Source organism: Actinomycetota bacterium (genome assembly GCA_016700055.1).
Taxonomy (GTDB): domain Bacteria; phylum Actinomycetota; class Acidimicrobiia; order Acidimicrobiales; family Ilumatobacteraceae; genus Kalu-18.
In genome coordinates this window covers 3218508-3235030 of record CP064997.1, presented here as the reverse complement: position 1 = coordinate 3235030, position 16523 = coordinate 3218508, and the positions used below count along the sequence as shown (strand labels likewise).

Genomic DNA, 16523 nt, shown 5'->3' with positions numbered 1-16523 from the left:
CCTAGCGCGCGGCGGCCTTCTTCGCCGGCGCCTTCCGTGCCGGTGCCTTCTTGGCCGGGGCCTTCTTGGCGGGCGCCTTCTTGGCCGGGGCCTTCTTCGCGGGGGCCTTCTTGGCCGGGGCCTTCTTCGCGGGGGCCTTCTTGGCCGGTGCCTTCTTGGCGGGCGCCTTCTTGGCGGGCGCCTTCTTCGCCGAGCGGCCAGAGCGCGTGCCCATCCCGATCTTCTTGGCGAGGTCGTCCAAGCGGCCTTCGACGTCGTCCATCCGCTCGGCCATGAGGTCCATCTGCTTCGCGACCTCACGGCGCACGGTGGCGATGAACTGCTCGGTCGACTCGCGTCCACGCTCGACGAGGTCGTTGACGATGCGCTCGGCGTCCTTGCGCCGCATCTCTCCGCTGTCGGAGAGCTCACGCACCAAGGACTCGGCGCGATCTCGCGAGGTCTCGGTGAACTGCACGCCGGCGTCGAGGAGGCGCTTGATCAGGTTGTCTGCCATGACCGAGAGCGTACCCACTCGGTTGGACGGGGCGTGCGGTGGGTGCTCACCGGCGATCAAGACGTGCGCGAGCTCGGCGAGGTCACGGACGTCGAACTCCGGCGCGGGCAGCACCTCGTCGCCGGCGGGGGTGACCCCGGAACGGACCAATGCGTAACGGCAGCCGAGGCGCCGCGCGAAGGAACCGTCCGTACCCGGACGATCCCCGACCATCACCGCTGCCGCCGTGTCGGTGCCCAGCGCCTCGCGCACCAGCTCCGCCATGGACTCGTGCGGCTTGCCGGCGATCGTCGGCTCGGCCCCCGCCGCCGTGCGGATCGCGGCCACGATCGAGCCGCCGCCGGGCACCTCACCACTCGGCGTCGGATACGTGGCGTCGTCGTTGCTCGCGATCAGGCGAGCGCCGGAACGAACAGCGCTCGCGCCCTGGCGTAACAGCTCGTACGTGAAGTGGCGGCACATCCCGACGAGCACCGCGTCGACCTCGCCGGCCGCGATCGCCTCGTCGATCGCCGCCGGGTCGATCGGCACCGCCTCACGTCCCTCGACGGCCTCGCGCAAACCCTCCTCGCCGACCACCAGGACCCGTTCTCCCGGCTCGATCAGCCGTGCGGCCGCGGTCGCGGACGTGAGCACGTCGCCCGCAGCGTGCACGCCGATGCGCTCCAGCGCGGCTTCGCTCGCCGCCACCGTCGCGGTCGAGTTGTTCGTCACGAACAGCACCCTGTGGCCGGCCCCGCGCAAGCGAGCGACGGCCTGCACCGAGCCGGGGATCGGCACATGGGCGAGCCAGATCACGCCGTCGAGGTCGCAGAGCACAGGGGCAGGAGCGGGCACGCGATCCTCGGGCACCTGGTGATGCTGGCACGCGCGGTGCCAGGCTGGTCGGGTGCCCCGCTTCGAGCCCTTCGCTGCCCTCCGCTACGACACCTCGGCCGCACACGCCTCGCTCGACGCGCTGAGCGCGCCGCCGTACGACGTGCTCTCCGACTCCGATGTCGACGCTCTGGCCGCGCGCAGCCCCTACAACATCGTCCGTGTGGACGTGCCCCGCGAAGCCGACGGCCCCGACCGCTACCGGGCCGCAGCCGAGCGGCTCGGAGCCTGGGTCCGCGAAGGGATCCTCGTGCCCGACGCCGGCGAGTCGTTCACGGTGTACAGGATGGCGTTCACCGACGGCTCCGGGCGGCCGCGGGTGACGGTGGGCGTCCTCGGCGCGCTGGAGGTGGTCGACGAAGGCGCGGGAGGGGTGCTCCCCCACGAGCGCACCACTCCGAAGGCGGCGTCCGACCGGCTGGAGCTGACGCGGGCCACCCGGGCGAACCTCTCGGCGGTGTGGGGGCTGTCGCTCGCGGCGGGCCTGTCGGCGCTGCTCGAGCAGCCGGGCGAGGTCGTCGGCACGGTCGTCGTCGACGGGGTCACCCACACGGTGGAGCGCATCGACGACAGGTCCCGCGTGGCACAGATCGCCACGCTCGTCGGCTCGGCGCCGGTGTTGCTCGCCGACGGGCACCACCGCTACTCGATCAGCCGCACGTACCGCGACGAGGTGCGAGCGGCGTCGGGACGCACCGACTCCGGCGCGGAGCTGACGTTGGCCTACGTCGGCGAGCTCGTCGCCGAGCAGCTGAGCGTCGACGCGATCCACCGCCTCTACAGCGGGATCTCCCACGACGATCTTCTCGCGGCGCTCAGCGCTTCGTTCGAGACGGAGCAAGCGGGCCTGGTGACGGACGCGATCGTCGCAGAGATGGACGCGCGCGGCGCGCTGGTGCTGGTCGGGCCCACAGGTGAGGGCACCTGGATGCGCCCCCGCGCCGATGCGCTTTCCGGCGTGCGAGACCTCGACGGCGCACGCCTCGAAGCGGCACTCGACGGTGTCGCGCACGAGGTGAGCTACCAGCACGGGGTGGGACACGTGCTCGACGCGCTGAGCACCGCGCGGGCAACGGCCGCGGTCCTGATCCGTCCGGTGGGCGTGACCGAGATCCGCCGCACGGCGGCCGAGGGCCTGCTGATGCCGCCGAAGTCGACGTTCTTCACGCCCAAGCTGCGCACGGGACTCGTCGTGCGCCCGATCGACGCGACGGTCTGAGCGCGACGGCGCGGGACTCAGCCCGCGCCGGTCTCGGTCTACGTCAGCCCACCCGCCATGTGCCGTTGGACCGCAGCAGCTCGGCGATGTCGCCGCTGCCCTTTCGCTCTGTGGCACGGGTGACCTGGTCGTCCACTGCGCTCGAGTACTCGGGGCGTTCCACCTGGCGGAAGATGCCCATCGGGGTCGGTGAGTGGTCGTCGTGGCTGAGCCGGGCCAGCGCGAAAGCAAGGCTCGGCTCGTTGCGGTGGGCGTCGTGGACGAGGATCTTGTCCTCGCCGACCTCGGCCACCTCGACGATGTGCAGGCGGCCGTCGGCGCCGGCGACCACGCCGCGGTGTCCGTCCTTGCCGAAGCGCACGGGCTGGCCGTGGCGCAGGTCGATCAGCATCTCTTCTCGCTGGTCGCGCCCGGTGACGTCGGAGAAGGCGGCGTCGTTGAACACGTTGCAGTTCTGGTAGATCTCGACGAACGCCGCACCCTGGTGGCCGTGGGCGGCGCGGAAGATCTCCATCATGTGCTTGCGGTCGAGGTCGTGGGTGCGAGCGACGAAGCTGGCTTCGGCGCCAAGGGCCACGGCGAGCGGGTTGAACGGAGGGTCCACGGAGCCGAGCGGCGATGACTTGGTCACCTTGCCGAGCTCCGAGGTGGGCGAGAACTGCCCCTTCGTCAACCCGTAGATGCGGTTGTTGAACAACAAGATGGTGAGGTTCACGTTGCGTCGCAGGGCGTGGATCAAGTGGTTCCCGCCGATCGACAGCGCGTCGCCGTCGCCGGTGACCACCCACACGTCGAGCTCGGGGCGGGCGGTCTTCAAGCCGGTCGCGATCGCCGGCGCGCGCCCGTGGATGGAGTGCATCCCGTAGGTGTTCATGTAGTACGGGAAGCGACTCGAACACCCGATGCCGGAAACGAACACGGTCTCCTCGGGCAGCAGGCCGAGCTCGGGCATGAGCTGTTGCACGGCCTGGAGGATCCCGTAGTCACCGCACCCTGGGCACCAGCGCACCTCTTGGTCGGTGGCCCAGTCCTTCTTGGTGGTGATCCTCGCAGCGGTGGGGGCAACGGTGTCGGTCATCTGTTCGCGGCCTCCTCGATCGCCGCGACGAGTTCGCGGGCGGTGAACGGCAAGCCCTGCATCTTCGTCACCGGGCGGGCATCTACCAGGTATTCGGCGCGCACCAGGCGGCACAGGTGACCCGAGTTGAGCTCGGGGACGATGATGTGCCGGTAGCGATGCAACACCTCGCCGAGGTTCGCCGGCAAGGGGTTGAGGTGGGTGAGGTGCACCCACGCCACCGGGTGCCCGTCTTCTCGTGTGCGGCGCACGGCATCGCCGATCGCGCCCCAGGTGGAGCCCCAGCCGAGTACGCACACTTCGGCGTCGATGTCGCCGTCGACCTCGGCCGGCGCGATGTCGTGGCAGATGTGGGCGATCTTCGTCGCGCGGAGCTGCACCATCCGCTCGTGGTTGTCGGGCGTGTAGCAGATGTTGCCCGAGCCGTCTTCCTTCTCGATCCCGCCGACCCGGTGCATCAGCAGCGGGGTGCCGGGCACCGCCCACGGGCGGGCGAGCGTGTCGGGGTCGCGCAGGTATGGCCAGAACTCGGCCGTGCCGTCGGCGCGGGTGTGGTTGGGCTCGGTCGCCTGGCGCACCGAGATGTCGGGCAGTGTCGAAACGTCGGGCAGGCGCCACGGCTCCGAGCCGTTCGCGAGGTAGCCGTCGGAGAGCAGGATCACCGGTGTGCGGTACTTCAACGCGATCCGCGCGGCTTCGATCGCGGCCTCGAAGCAGTGCGCCGGGCTCCGCGCGGCCACCACCGGCAATGGCGCCTCGCCGTGGCGGCCGTAGAGCGCCAGCTGCAGGTCGGCGGCCTCGGTCTTCGTCGGCAACCCGGTGGAGGGCCCGCCCCGCTGGATGTCGATCACGAGCAGCGGCAGCTCGAGCGACACGGCGAGGCTGATCGTCTCGCTCTTCAGTGCCACTCCCGGCCCGCTCGTGGTGGTGACGCCGAGCTGGCCGCCGAATGCTGCGCCGAGGGCCATCCCGACGGCTGCGATCTCGTCTTCGGCCTGCACGGTGCGCACGCCGAAGTGCTTCAGCTTGGACAGCTCGTGAAGGATGTCCGACGCCGGTGTGATCGGGTACGACCCCAAGAACACCGCCAGCTTGGCGAGCTGCCCGGCGGCGACGACACCCCAGGCGAGCGCGACGTTGCCGGTGATGTTCGTGTACTCGCCCGGCTCCTGCTTGGCGGCGGGGACCTCGTAGCGATGGTGGAACAGATCTGTCGTCTCGCCGAAGTGGTAGCCGGCCTTGAACGCGGCCGTGTTGGCGGAGCGAACGAGGTCGTCGGCGAAGCGCTGCTCGATCCACTCGACGGTGGGCTCGGTCGGGCGCGAATACAACCACGAGATCAGCCCCAGCGCGAAGAAGTTCTTCGAGCGATCGGCGTCGCGCGGCTTGACGCCAAGAGGTACCGCGACCTCCTTCGTGAGAGTCGTCATCGGCACCCGCACCACGCGATAGGAGCGCAGGGTGTCGTCTTCGAGCGGGTTCGACTGGTAGCCGGCCTTGTGCAGGTCACGCTCTTCGAACGTGTCCTCGTTGACGATCACGAGCCCGCCGGGTTCGAGGCGCGGCAGGTCGGCACGCAGCGCGGCAGGGTTCATCGCCACCAGCACGTTCGGCGCGTCGCCGGGAGTCGAGATCTCCTGGTCGGCGATGTGCACCTGGAAGCTGGACACGCCGTGCACCGTGCCTGCGGGGGCGCGGATCTCGGCCGGGAAGTCGGGCAACGTCGACAGGTCGTTGCCGAACAGCGCGCTGACCGACGTGAACCGGTCCCCGGTGAGCTGCATGCCGTCGCCGGAATCACCCGCGAAGCGGACGACCACCCGATGGACGAGCTCGGTTGGCTGGGGCTCGTCGGTGCGATCCTCGGCCAGGTCGCTCATAGCAGTGGATCTCCCTGGACATCTCCGCTGGCCACGCTGCCAGCTCGTGGGACCACGGTACACGGCCCCTGCCCGACGACCACGGAAAGATCGCGACAACGGGACCTTGGTCCCGCATCGCGCTCTTCCTCGGCTCAGGCGATGGTGACGCTCGCGTCCAGATACACGTCCTGGATGGCGTGCAGCAGCTCGACGCCTTCTTCCATCGGGCGCTGGAACGCCTTGCGCCCAGAGATCAGGCCCTGCCCGCCGGCGCGCTTGTTGATCACCGCCGTGCGCACGGCCGCAGCGAGGTCGCCCGCGCCCTTGCTCTCCCCACCGGAGTTGATCAGCCCGATGCGTCCCATGTAGCAGTTGGCCACCTGCCAGCGGGTGAGGTCGATCGGGTGGTCACTGACGAGGGACTCGTAGACGAGCTTGGAGGTCTTGCCGTAGTTGGCGAGCGCGTTGTAGCCGCCGTTCACCTCGGGAGCCTTCTGCTTGATGATGTCGGCCTCGAGCGTGACGCCGAGGTGGTTGGCCTGGCCGGTGAGGTCGGCCGCCACGTGGTAGTCGACCCCGTCGCGCTTGAACTCGGGGTTGCGCAGGTAGCACCACAGCACGGTGAACATGCCGAGGTCATGGGCCTCTTTGAACATCTCCGCCACCTCTTGGAGCTGGCGGGTCGACTGCTCGGAACCGAAGTAGATCGTCGCGCCGACGCCCACCGCGCCGAGGTCGTATGCCTGCTTGGCCGAGCCGAACATCACCTGGTCGAACTGGTTGGGATAGGTCAGCAGCTCGTTGTGGTTCATCTTCACGATGAACGGGATCTTGTGGGCGAACTGGCGGCTAACCGAGCCGAGCACCCCGAACGTGGTGGCCACCGCGTTGCAGCCGCCCTCGATCGCCAGCCTGCAGATGTTGGCCGGGTCGAAGTAGGCAGGGTTCGGAGCGAAGCTGGCCGCGGCCGAGTGCTCGATGCCCTGGTCGACGGGCAGGATGGAGACGTAACCAGACCCCGCGAGGCGCCCGCTGCCGTAGAGGTGTCCGAGGTTGCGCAGCACGGTAGGACTGCGATCGCTGTGTGACACGACACGGTCGATGAAGTCCGGACCGGGCTCGATGAGCTGATCACGGGTGATGCCGGCGCACTTGTAGCCGAGCAGGTCCTCGGCCTCGTCGCCGAGCAGGCCGAGCAGATCCTTGCTTTCCACCATCGTCTCCTTGGTGTGTCGTCGTTCGTTCGCAACTGCTGCGCCCGTCACGCCAACCGTGACGAGGGGGACGGGGCGCTTATGCGCGCGAGCGTATCCGACCCCCTCGTAGCATCCCCAGTGCGGCTGCTTCCAGCTCGCCCACTCGCCGGCGCGCGAGCGTGGCCGAGGGGGCGCCGGCCACGTGCTCGGCGACGACGTCGGTGCGCCAGAGCGTCGTGCCACCACTGCGGAAGAACCGCCGAGCGACGCTGCCGACCACGACGAGCAGGTCACCTTCTTGGACTTGGGGCACGTCGCTTCCGGCGTCGGGGCGCCACACGACCGGGACCGTGTGCGCAACGGGGCGGGAATTACCGGCCGCATTCGCGGTAGCGGCATCGTCCGCGCTCGAGCTCGTCACCAGGTCGAAAGTGACCAGCTGAGCTCCGTCGGCCAGCGTGCGCATCACCGGCGCCGCTCTCACCCGACCTACCAGGACGACGATGTTGATCGACGGTTGAAGTGCTGTGGGCATTTGGTGTGGCTCCCCTCGTGCATGTGTCTGCGAATCGGGCGAGCGGAGCGGGCTCCGATCGCCGAAGTGGGGGAAGCAGAGTGAGTGTCGCGCCGGGGTGTTGCAGCAAGCGCCCCAGGGGCCAGCGCTCACCGCCCGAGGGCGCGGAGGCGGTCTTGCACGTCGGCGAACTCGGCGTCGTGGGCGACGACCCGAGCGAACAGCTCACGGGCCGCGAGGGCATCTCCGGAGCGGTCGTAGAGATCGGCCAGGAAGTACCACGACCGCAGGTGGTGCTCACGCACGCGCCTCGTCTTGTCGCCGGCCGAGCCCATGGCCCGGATCGCTGCCGCGAGGTCGCCCCTGTCGGCAAGCGCTCCTGCGGCGACGATGCGCCCTTCGGCCATCACCGCCGGGCTCGGTGAGCTCGCGCGGATCGCGGCCCAGATCTCGTCGACCTTGGCGTAGCGGCGCAGCGCGCGGTAGCAGTCGGCGAGCACAGGCATGTCTTCTGGCGGTCCGCCGAGGGCGCGGCTGGCTTCGAGCGCGTTCGCCGCTTCGCGCCAGCGGCCGAGGCGGTAGGCGGCAAGGCCGACCACCTCGTGCACCTCGGCCACCTCGGACAGCTCCGGCAGCAGCGACGCGGCGATGCGCCGGGCGTCTCCGAAGCGCTCTCGGTCGAGCGCGACCTGGGCCTCGAGCAGGATCGGGGTGAGCTTCTCGGCCCGCCTCGGCCCGACCCTGCGCTCGACAGCACCGACCGTGTCCGGCGAAAGCGCACCTGTGCGGCGTCGCCGGGGCCGCTCCGTCGACGGCGGCTGCGCATCGTCTCGCTCGGCGCCTCTTCGGGCGGCTCCTTCGGCCGCCGAACGCACCGAGCCCTCGTCGACCCAGAGGATCTCTTGCGAGCGATCCGGCGGGGCACTTTGCACCTTCGGCCCGCCTCCGCCACCGCGTGCACGGATCTCGCCGGCACGTTCTTCTGCTGCGGTCTTCGGCCGCCGAGGAGCAGCCCGCTCGCCACCGCGGCTCGTCGATCCCCGACGTTCGTCCGAACCCGAGCGCCGCCCGGGAGGGCCAGACCGTGACGAGCCACTGGTGCGCCTATCCGAGCTGGTGCGCTTGTCCGAGCTGGTGCGCTTGTCGGGGCCGGAGCGCTGGCCGGAGCCGGAGCGCTGGCCCTTCGCGCCGGACCACTTCGCGCTCCCACCCGCCTTGCGGGCATCGCCACCCTCGGCTCGGCGCGTGCCCCCGGAGGCCTGGCGCGCGCGGGCCGGGTTGCTCGGTCGGCCAGCGCCGCGTGGTGCCCGTCGGGCGGATCCGTCGCTCGTCATAAGTGCCCGGTGAGCCTAGGGCGGTGCGGCCGTCGAACGTCGAAAACGACAAACGCCCCCGACGGTGCGGGGGCGCTTGCTAGAGAGAAATCCGGCGGCGTCCTACTCTCCCAGGGGGTCTACCCCCAAGTACCATCGGCGCTGGCGGGCTTAACTGCCGTGTTCGGGATGGGAACGGGTGTGACCCCGCCGCCATGGCCACCGGAAATCGGTTGTCAACTCGGGTCTCCCCGAGGACTCCAGAGCAAGCACGAGCGATGTTCAACCAAGCCCTCGGCCGATTAGTACCGGTCGGCTCAACACGTTACCGTGCTTACACCTCCGGCCTATCAACGTGATGGTCTTGTCACGGGCCTTACTGCGTTGACCGCATGGGAGTGCTCATCTTGGAACGGGCTTCCCGCTTAGATGCTTTCAGCGGTTATCCCTTCCGTAGGTGGCTAATCTGCCGTGCCCTTGGCAGGACAACAGACACACCAGAGCTACGTCCGTCCCGGTCCTCTCGTACTAGGGACAGCCTTCCTCAACACTCCTACGGCTGCGGAGGATAGGGACCGAACTGTCTCACGACGTTCTGAACCCAGCTCGCGTACCGCTTTAATGGGCGAACAGCCCAACCCTTGGGACCTGCTTCAGCCCCAGGATGCGATGAGCCGACATCGAGGTGCCAAACCTTTCCGTCGATATGGACTCTTGGGAAAGATTAGCCTGTTATCCCCAGGGTACCTTTTATCCGTTGAGCGACCACGCTTCCACAAGCCATGGCCGGGTCACTATGCCCCGCTTTCGCGCCTGCTTGACCTGTCAGTCTCGCAGTCAAGCTCCCTTGTGTCATTGCACTCGACGGCTGATTGCCAACCAGCCTGAGGGAACCTTTGGGCGCCTCCGTTACAATTTAGGAGGCGACCGCCCCAGTCAAACTACCCGCCTGGCGCTGTCCCTGAACCGGATCACGGTCCAAAGTTAGAGCCCCGACATACGCAGGGTGGTATTTCAACGATGACTCCACGATGGCTAGCGCCACCGCTTCCAAGTCTCCCACCTATCCTACACAACGCAGGTCAAAGCTCAACACCAAGTTGTAGTAAAGGTCCATGGGGTCTCTCCGTCCTTCCGCAGCAAACGAGCATCTTTACTCGTAGTGCAATTTCGCCGAGTCTATGGTTGAGACAGTGGAGAAGTCGTTACGCCATTCGTGCAGGTCGGAACTTACCCGACAAGGAATTTCGCTACCTTAGGATGGTTATAGTTACCACCGCCGTTTACTGGGGCTTAGGTTCACAGCTTCGCCTTGCGGCTAACCATTCCCCGTGACCTTCCAGCATTGGGCAGGCGTCACAGCGTATACAGCGCCTTACGGCTTCGCACGCTGCTGTGTTTTTGGTAAACAGTCGCTACCCCCTGGTCTGTGCCACCCCCTGGAGCTCAGGACGCGAAGTCCGTCACTTCAGAGGGTCCTCCTTCTCCCGAAGTTACGGAGGTAATTTGCCGAGTTCCTTAACTACAGTTCTCCCGATCGCCTTGGTATTCTCTACCCGCCCACCTGTGTCGGTTTGGGGTACGGGCACCGTGCCAACTCACTGCTGAGATTTTCTCGGCAGCATGGGATCAGTGACTTCGCCTGTTGCGGCTCGGCATCACGTCTCAGAGTTATGGCCCCAACTCTCATCGGGACCCTCCTACGCGCTTACCCGGGGACAACCATCGCCCCGGTTCACCTACCCTCCTGCGTCCCTCTTCAGTTACCCGCCACCAGCTCAATGGGATCGCTCCCGAAGGAGCAGCCCCCACGTCGCCGATCTTGGGCTTGGCGCGGACACGGTGGTACTGGAATATCAACCAGTTGTGCATCGACTACGCCTTTCGGCCTCGCCTTAGCTCCCGACTCACCCTGGGAGGATTAGCCTTCCCCAGGAACCCTTGGGCTTTCGGCGGAGGGGTTTCTCACCCCTCTCTCGCTACTCATGCCTGCATTCTCACTCGATGACGCTCCACCCCGGGTCACCCCGAAGCTTCTCAGCATCATCGACGCTCCTCTACCACTCCCACATACGTGGAAGTCCATAGCTTCGGCTCAGGACTTGAGCCCCGTTACATTGTCCGCGCAGGATCACTCGACCAGTGAGCTATTACGCACTCTTTCAAGGGTGGCTGCTTCTAAGCCAACCTCCTGGTTGTCTGGGCAATCCCACATCGTTTTCCACTTAGTCCTGAATTAGGGGCCTTAGCTGGTGGTCTGGGCTGTTTCCCTTTTGTCCAACGAAGCTCATCCCCCGTGGACTCACTGCCGTGCTCTGGAGTACCGGCATTCGGAGTTTGGCTGGGGTCGGTAAGCTTGTAGGCCCCCTAACCCATCCAGTGCTCTACCTCCGGCACTGAACACACGACGCTGCACCTAAATGCATTTCGGGGAGAACCAGCTATCACGGAGTTTGATTGGCCTTTCACCCCTACCCACAGCTCATCCCCGCCATTTTCAACTGACGTGGGTTCGGTCCTCCACGGGGTCTTACCCCCGCTTCAACCTGCTCATGGCTAGATCACTTGGCTTCGGGTCTACAGCACGCGACTAAACGCCCTATTCAGACTCGCTTTCGCTCCGGCTCCCCCTCAACGGGTTAACCTTGCCACGTACCATAACTCGCAGGCTCATTCTTCAAAAGGCACGCCATCACCCCACCGTAAGGTGACGACGCTCTGACTGCTTGTAAACCAACGGTTTCAGGTACTATTTCACTCCCCTCCCGGGGTGCTTTTCACCTTTCCCTCACGGTACTGGTTCGCTATCGGTCGCCAAGGAATACTTAGGCTTACGAGGTGGTCCTCGCGGATTCACGCCGGTTTTCACGGTCCCGGCGTTACTTGGGATCCCAAACGGAGGCTGCGTGTGTTTCGTGTACGGGGCTGTTACCCACTACGGCCGGCCTTTCCAGAGCCGTTCCACTACACAGCAGCTTGTTAACTCCGTGAGACGTCTGGTGCCGTCTCTTTTGGTCCCACAACCCCGCGTCAGCAATACCACCAGGTTTGACACTGACACGGTTTAGCCTATTCCGCTTTCGCTCGCCACTACTGACGGAGTCGCGGTTGCTTTCCTTTCCTCAGGGTACTGAGATGTTTCAATTCCCCTGGTTCCCTCCTCCGGCCCTATGTATTCAGACCGGGGTGACACTCCATGACGAGTGCCGGGTTTCCCCATTCGGACATCCACGGATCATTGCCTGGTAGACGGCTTCCCGTGGCTTCTCGCAGTCGCCCACGTCCTTCATCGGTTCTTGGCGCCAAGGCATCCACCGTTGGCTCTTTGTAGCTTGGAAGAACAAGATGCTCGTGCTTGCTCTGCAGTTCTCAAGGAGCACCGCACCAGTCGACAGCGCTTGGCTGGAGGTGCAGGAGGCGTCGACTGAGCTCGAATGAGCCCGGACGCGTCGGTGCTGAGGAAGAAAACGACTCCCTCAAAACGGAAGAGAAGATCGAGTCGACACTGCGAAGGCCGTCGGGAGGATTAGTTCCTCGACCGATGGTCATCGAAGGATCGACCCGCCAGTGCACCAACTGGGAGTGTCTCGGTTCCGGGTGGCTCATGCGTCCACTCAACGGTTCCAAGATGTTCTCCTTAGAAAGGAGGTGATCCAGCCGCACCTTCCGGTACGGCTACCTTGTTACGACTTCACCCCAATCACCGACCCCACCTTCGACGGCTCCTTCCTTGCGGTTAGGCCACCGGCTTCGGGTGTTACCGACTTTCGTGACGTGACGGGCGGTGTGTACAAGGCCCGGGAACGTATTCACCGCAGCGTTGCTGATCTGCGATTACTAGCGACTCCGACTTCATGGGGTCGAGTTGCAGACCCCAATCCGAACTGAGACCGGCTTTTTGGGATTCGCTCCACCTCGCGGTATCGCAGCCCTTTGTACCGGCCATTGTAGCATGTGTGAAGCCCTGGACATAAGGGGCATGATGACTTGACGTCATCCCCACCTTCCTCCGAGTTGACCCCGGCAGTCTCCTACGAGTCCCCGGCATAATCCGCTGGCAACATAGGACAAGGGTTGCGCTCGTTGCGGGACTTAACCCAACATCTCACGACACGAGCTGACGACAGCCATGCACCACCTGTGTACGACCCCGAAGGACACCGCATCTCTGCGGCTTTTCCGTACATGTCAAACCCAGGTAAGGTTCTTCGCGTTGCATCGAATTAATCCACATGCTCCGCTGCTTGTGCGGGCCCCCGTCAATTCCTTTGAGTTTTAGCCTTGCGGCCGTACTCCCCAGGCGGGGCACTTAATGCGTTAGCTACGGCACGGACTCCGTTGGTTAGAGCCCACACCTAGTGCCCAACGTTTACGGCGTGGACTACCAGGGTATCTAATCCTGTTTGCTACCCACGCTTTCGCTCCTCAGCGTCAGTTACGGCCCAGAGACCCGCCTTCGCCACCGGTGTTCCTCCTGATATCTGCGCATTTCACCGCTACACCAGGAATTCCCCACTCCCCTACCGCACTCTAGTCACAGCAGTATCGGGTGGCGTCTCTGGGTTAAGCCCAGAGTTTTCACACCCGACTTACTGAACCGCCTACGAGCTCTTTACGCCCAATAAATCCGGACAACGCTTGGTGCCTACGTATCACCGCGGCTGCTGGCACGTAGTTGGCCGCACCTTCTTCTGCAGGTACCGTCAGTTTCGTTCCTACTGAAAGCGGTTTACAACCCGAGGGCCTTCGTCCCGCACGCGGCGTTGCTGCGTCAGGCTTTCGCCCATTGCGCAAGATTCCCTACTGCTGCCTCCCGTAGGAGTCTGGGCCGTGTCTCAGTCCCAGTGTGGCTGATCATCCTCTCAGACCAGCTACCCGTCGTTGCCTTGGTAGGCCATTACCCCACCAACAAGCTGATAGGCCGCGAGGCCCTCCCAGACCGAAATTCTTTCATCATCTCCCCATGCGGGGTGGTGATGACATCCGGTATTAGCAGGTGTTTCCACCTGTTATCCCAGAGTCCGGGGTAGGTTCCTCACGTGTTACGCACCCGTTCGCCACTAGGTTTGCCCCGGTGTTGCCACCGGTTGAACCTCGTTCGACTTGCATGTATTAAGCACGCCGCCAGCGTTCGTCCTGAGCCAGGATCAAACTCTCCGTCGAGAACCCGTCCGGCGAACCGGACTTCGTCTTAGTGGTGAGCCACAGCGACCGAAGGGGAATTTTCCTTCGATTGGTGCTGCAGTCCTAGCTGCCGAGGTGAGCCCCCGGCTGCTTTTTTTGAATTGACAAGCAGTCTCCAGGCGCGTTAAGCGTCCGTGACTGCCCGCACTGGCGTTCAATCTTCTCTTCCGTTTTCAAGGAGCCGAAGCTCGGGGCACTCGCCACTCGGGGCGGAGGTACCGGGCCCGTCGGTGCCGTTACCGGCTCCTTGGGGCGAGTGGTAACTCTAGCGAGCGGGCGAGGGAGCGTCAACGTCACGCAGGCGAAATCTTGACGAGGTGGTGTGACGTACGTCCCCGGCGCAGCAGCAGGAACTGCCCGTGCAGCAACTCGACGTCGCTCAGCAGGTCGTTTGCCCCGAGCGGGCGACCGTTCACCCGGTAGCCGCCCTGGGCCAGCGTCCGGCGGGCGTCGCCGTTGGAGGACGCGAGGCCGCAGGCCACGAGGAGCGCGACGCTGTCGGCGAGTGCGCTCGACGCGACCACACTCGAGGGCACTTCGGCGGTGAGCGCGGCCAGCGTGTCGAGCGATGCCTGGGCCGGATCTCCCCCGAACAAGACCGCCGCCGCGCCGGCAGCGGCGTCGCGCGCCTGGCTGCCGTGGACCAGCTCGGTGACGTCGTCGGCGAGCGCGCGCTGGGCCAGTCGCTGCTCGGGCGCGCCCCGGTGAGCGTCGACGAGCTCGGCCACCTCGGCCACCGGACGCAGGGTGAGCTGCAGCAGGTGGCGCTCTACGTCGTCGTCGGGCACCTGCACCCAGTGCTGATGGAAGCGGTACGGCGACGTCTTCGCCGCGTCGAGCCAGAGCGCGCCGGCAGCCGACTTGCCCATCTTCGCCCCGTCGCTGCGGGCGAGCAGCGGCCAGGTGAGCCCGTACGCGCTGCGTCCGAGCCGGCGCCGGATCAAGTCGATGCCGGCGGTGATGTTGCCCCACTGGTCCGAACCGCCCATCTGCATCTCCACCCCCTCGTGCTCGCAGAGATGCCGGAAGTCGTTCGCCTGCAGGAGCATGTAGCTGAACTCGGTGTAGGAGATGCCGTGCTCGCTCTCCATCCGGGCGCGTACCGATTCCTTCGCCACCATCTGGTTCACCGTGACGTACTTGCCGACGTCGCGGAGGAACTCGAGCACGGACATCGGCGCCGTCCACGCCGCGTTGTCGACGAGGCGCGCCTGGGTGGGGCCGGGCGAGAAGTCGAGGATGCGCTCGAGCTGACGCTTGACGCACGCCACGTTGTGCTCGAGCGTCGCGGTGTCGAGCAGGTTCCGCTCCTCGCTGCGCCCGCCCGGGTCACCCACCATCCCCGTCGCTCCCCCGGCGAGCACCACCGGGACGTGTCCGGCGAGCTGGAACCGGCGCAGCATCACCTGGCCGAGCAGGTTGCCGGCGTGGAGGGAGTCGGCAGTGGGGTCGAAGCCCACGTAGACGGCGATCGGGCCGGTGGCGAGGCGCTCGGCCAAGGCGGTCAGGTCGGTGGAGTCGTGGATCAGACCTCGCGCACGGAGGTCGGCGAGCAGGTCGGTCACGACCGACCATGTTGGCACGCCGACCTCGGCCGCGGGTCGACGAAACGCCACGCCCAATCCACGGCCCGGGTGATGCCGATGCGCGTGGTGATCAACGGCTGAGGCGGCGGTGCGAGGCCGTCGCTCAGCAACCGCACCGGGCCACGCGTCAGGTCGCACCCGTCGAGCGCGCGATCCAGCGCGAACGCTTGGGCGAGCTTGCCCGGTCCGTCGGCGAGGTGGCGGTCTGCCCGCTCGGGCCCGCGGCGCTCACGCATCACGTCGAGCCCGGCGAGCGGGACCACGGCCCGCAGCAGCACCGCCTGACCGTCGCCGGCGGTGCCGGTGACGACGTTCGCGCAATGGTGCATCCCGTAGGTGAAGTAGACGTACAGGCGCCCCGGGCCCCCGAACATCGTCGCGTTGCGCGCCGTGGGGCCGCGATGGGAGTGGCTGGCCGGGTCGTCCTCCCGGTACGCCTCGACCTCGACGATCCGTCCTCGGCACGCGCCGTGAGCGAGCACCTTGCCGAGCAGCTCGGGGGCGACGACGAGTGCGTCTCTCGCGTAGAACGACCTCGGCAGCACCCCGGTCATGGCCGTGCTCACGCAGCGCTCAGGCCGCGTCGACGAAGCCGATCACCGAGTCCGCGGCCATCTGCACCGCGATCGCGGCAAGGAGCAGCCCGGCGACGCGAGAGAGCAACAGCACGCCGGTCGGCTTGATGAGCCGCAGCACCACGCCGGAGAAGCGCAACGCCAGCCACGAGACGAACAGCACCGACACGATGGCGAGCTGGATCACCACCCTGTCGACAGCACCGTCGGAGCGGCTCACGAAGACGATCGTCGCCGCGATGGCTCCCGGGCCGGCGAGCAGCGGCGTGCCGAGGGGGACCATCGCGATCGACGTCCGCTCGTCGGGATCCGCCGCGTCCGCCTGCTCGTCGGACTGGCCCGTGAGGAGCTGCATCGCGACGGCGAGCAGCAGCAGCCCGCCTGCGCCCTGCAGCGCGGGGACCGACACGTTCAAGTAGCTGAGCACCAACTTGCCGGCAAGGGCGAAGGACGTGATCACCAAGAAGGCGGTGCCGATCGCGATCAGCGCCGCACGGTTGCGCTCGCGGGGTGTGAGCCGGCGCGTGACGGCGAGGAAGATCGGCACGTTGCCCGGCGGGTCCATGATCACCAAGAGGGTCACCAGCACCTCGCCGTAGAGCCGCGCGGTCATCGCGCCCGCCG

The 16523-nt window shown here is 66.3% G+C and carries 10 protein-coding genes and 3 rRNA genes; 1 reads left to right on the top strand and 12 read right to left on the bottom strand.

All coding sequences use genetic code 11. The features are described 5' to 3' along the window. Position 1 precedes the first annotated feature (1 nt). Complete coding sequence (locus IPM43_15625; protein ID QQS24780.1) at positions 2 to 1348, bottom strand: HAD-IIA family hydrolase; 1347 nt, start codon at positions 1346 to 1348, stop codon at positions 2 to 4. Positions 1349 to 1385: 37 nt separating this feature from the next. On the opposite strand from IPM43_15625, the gene IPM43_15620 reads away from it, so the two are divergent. After that, on the top strand, positions 1386 to 2591 hold the full coding sequence (locus IPM43_15620; protein QQS24779.1) for a DUF1015 domain-containing protein: 1206 nt from the start codon (positions 1386 to 1388) through the stop codon (positions 2589 to 2591). Between the two features lie 43 nt (positions 2592 to 2634). On the opposite strand, the gene IPM43_15615 is transcribed toward IPM43_15620, so the two are convergent. From IPM43_15615 to IPM43_15565, 11 genes are all read right to left on the bottom strand, one after another. Continuing rightward, the gene (locus IPM43_15615; protein ID QQS24778.1) at positions 2635 to 3669 is read right to left on the bottom strand and encodes a 2-oxoacid:ferredoxin oxidoreductase subunit beta; all 1035 of its coding nucleotides are present in this window, start codon (positions 3667 to 3669) and stop codon (positions 2635 to 2637) included. Beyond that, positions 3666 to 5549: a 2-oxoacid:acceptor oxidoreductase subunit alpha gene (locus tag IPM43_15610; protein ID QQS24777.1), complete on the bottom strand. Its 1884-nt coding sequence runs from the start codon at positions 5547 to 5549 to the stop codon at positions 3666 to 3668. The genes IPM43_15615 and IPM43_15610 overlap by 4 nt, the downstream gene beginning before the upstream one ends. 134 nt (positions 5550 to 5683) lie before the next feature. Continuing rightward, complete coding sequence (locus IPM43_15605; protein ID QQS24776.1) at positions 5684 to 6748, bottom strand: class I fructose-bisphosphate aldolase; 1065 nt, start codon at positions 6746 to 6748, stop codon at positions 5684 to 5686. A gap of 76 nt (positions 6749 to 6824) precedes the next feature. Further along, entirely contained in the window at positions 6825 to 7262 is a 438-nt protein-coding gene (locus IPM43_15600) for a single-stranded DNA-binding protein (GenBank protein QQS24775.1), read from the bottom strand. Positions 7263 to 7390: 128 nt separating this feature from the next. Then, positions 7391 to 8173, bottom strand: a complete 783-nt coding sequence (locus IPM43_15595; protein QQS24774.1) for a hypothetical protein — start codon at positions 8171 to 8173, stop codon at positions 7391 to 7393. A 491-nt stretch (positions 8174 to 8664) separates the two neighbouring features. Next, positions 8665 to 8781 (bottom strand): 5S ribosomal RNA (gene rrf / locus IPM43_15590). Positions 8782 to 8836: 55 nt separating this feature from the next. Beyond that, positions 8837 to 11892 (bottom strand): 23S ribosomal RNA (locus IPM43_15585). A 303-nt stretch (positions 11893 to 12195) separates the two neighbouring features. Continuing rightward, a 16S ribosomal RNA gene (locus tag IPM43_15580) occupies positions 12196 to 13717 on the bottom strand. Together the 16S, 23S and 5S rRNA genes form the textbook arrangement of a ribosomal RNA operon. 314 nt (positions 13718 to 14031) lie before the next feature. Beyond that, positions 14032 to 15303: a tyrosine--tRNA ligase gene (locus IPM43_15575; GenBank protein ID QQS24773.1), complete on the bottom strand. Its 1272-nt coding sequence runs from the start codon at positions 15301 to 15303 to the stop codon at positions 14032 to 14034. Then, positions 15300 to 15878, bottom strand: a complete 579-nt coding sequence (locus IPM43_15570; GenBank protein QQS26502.1) for a DNA-3-methyladenine glycosylase — start codon at positions 15876 to 15878, stop codon at positions 15300 to 15302. Before IPM43_15570 ends, IPM43_15575 begins: the two co-directional genes overlap by 4 nt. 19 nt (positions 15879 to 15897) lie before the next feature. After that, complete coding sequence (locus IPM43_15565; GenBank protein QQS24772.1) at positions 15898 to 16512, bottom strand: MarC family protein; 615 nt, start codon at positions 16510 to 16512, stop codon at positions 15898 to 15900. Positions 16513 to 16523 lie beyond the last annotated feature (11 nt).

What these genes read in the sequence shown, in the direction of transcription:
- IPM43_15615 (QQS24778.1), bottom strand. Translation starts at nt 3,669, where the DNA reads ATGACCGACACCGTTGCCCCCACCGCTGCGAGGATCACCACCAAGAAG.
- IPM43_15610 (QQS24777.1), bottom strand. Translation starts at nt 5,549, where the DNA reads ATGAGCGACCTGGCCGAGGATCGCACCGACGAGCCCCAGCCAACCGAG.
- IPM43_15605 (QQS24776.1), bottom strand. Translation starts at nt 6,748, where the DNA reads ATGGTGGAAAGCAAGGATCTGCTCGGCCTGCTCGGCGACGAGGCCGAG.
- IPM43_15600 (QQS24775.1), bottom strand. Translation starts at nt 7,262, where the DNA reads ATGCCCACAGCACTTCAACCGTCGATCAACATCGTCGTCCTGGTAGGT.
- IPM43_15570 (QQS26502.1), bottom strand. Translation starts at nt 15,878, where the DNA reads ATGACCGGGGTGCTGCCGAGGTCGTTCTACGCGAGAGACGCACTCGTC.
- IPM43_15565 (QQS24772.1), bottom strand. Translation starts at nt 16,512, where the DNA reads ATGACCGCGCGGCTCTACGGCGAGGTGCTGGTGACCCTCTTGGTGATC.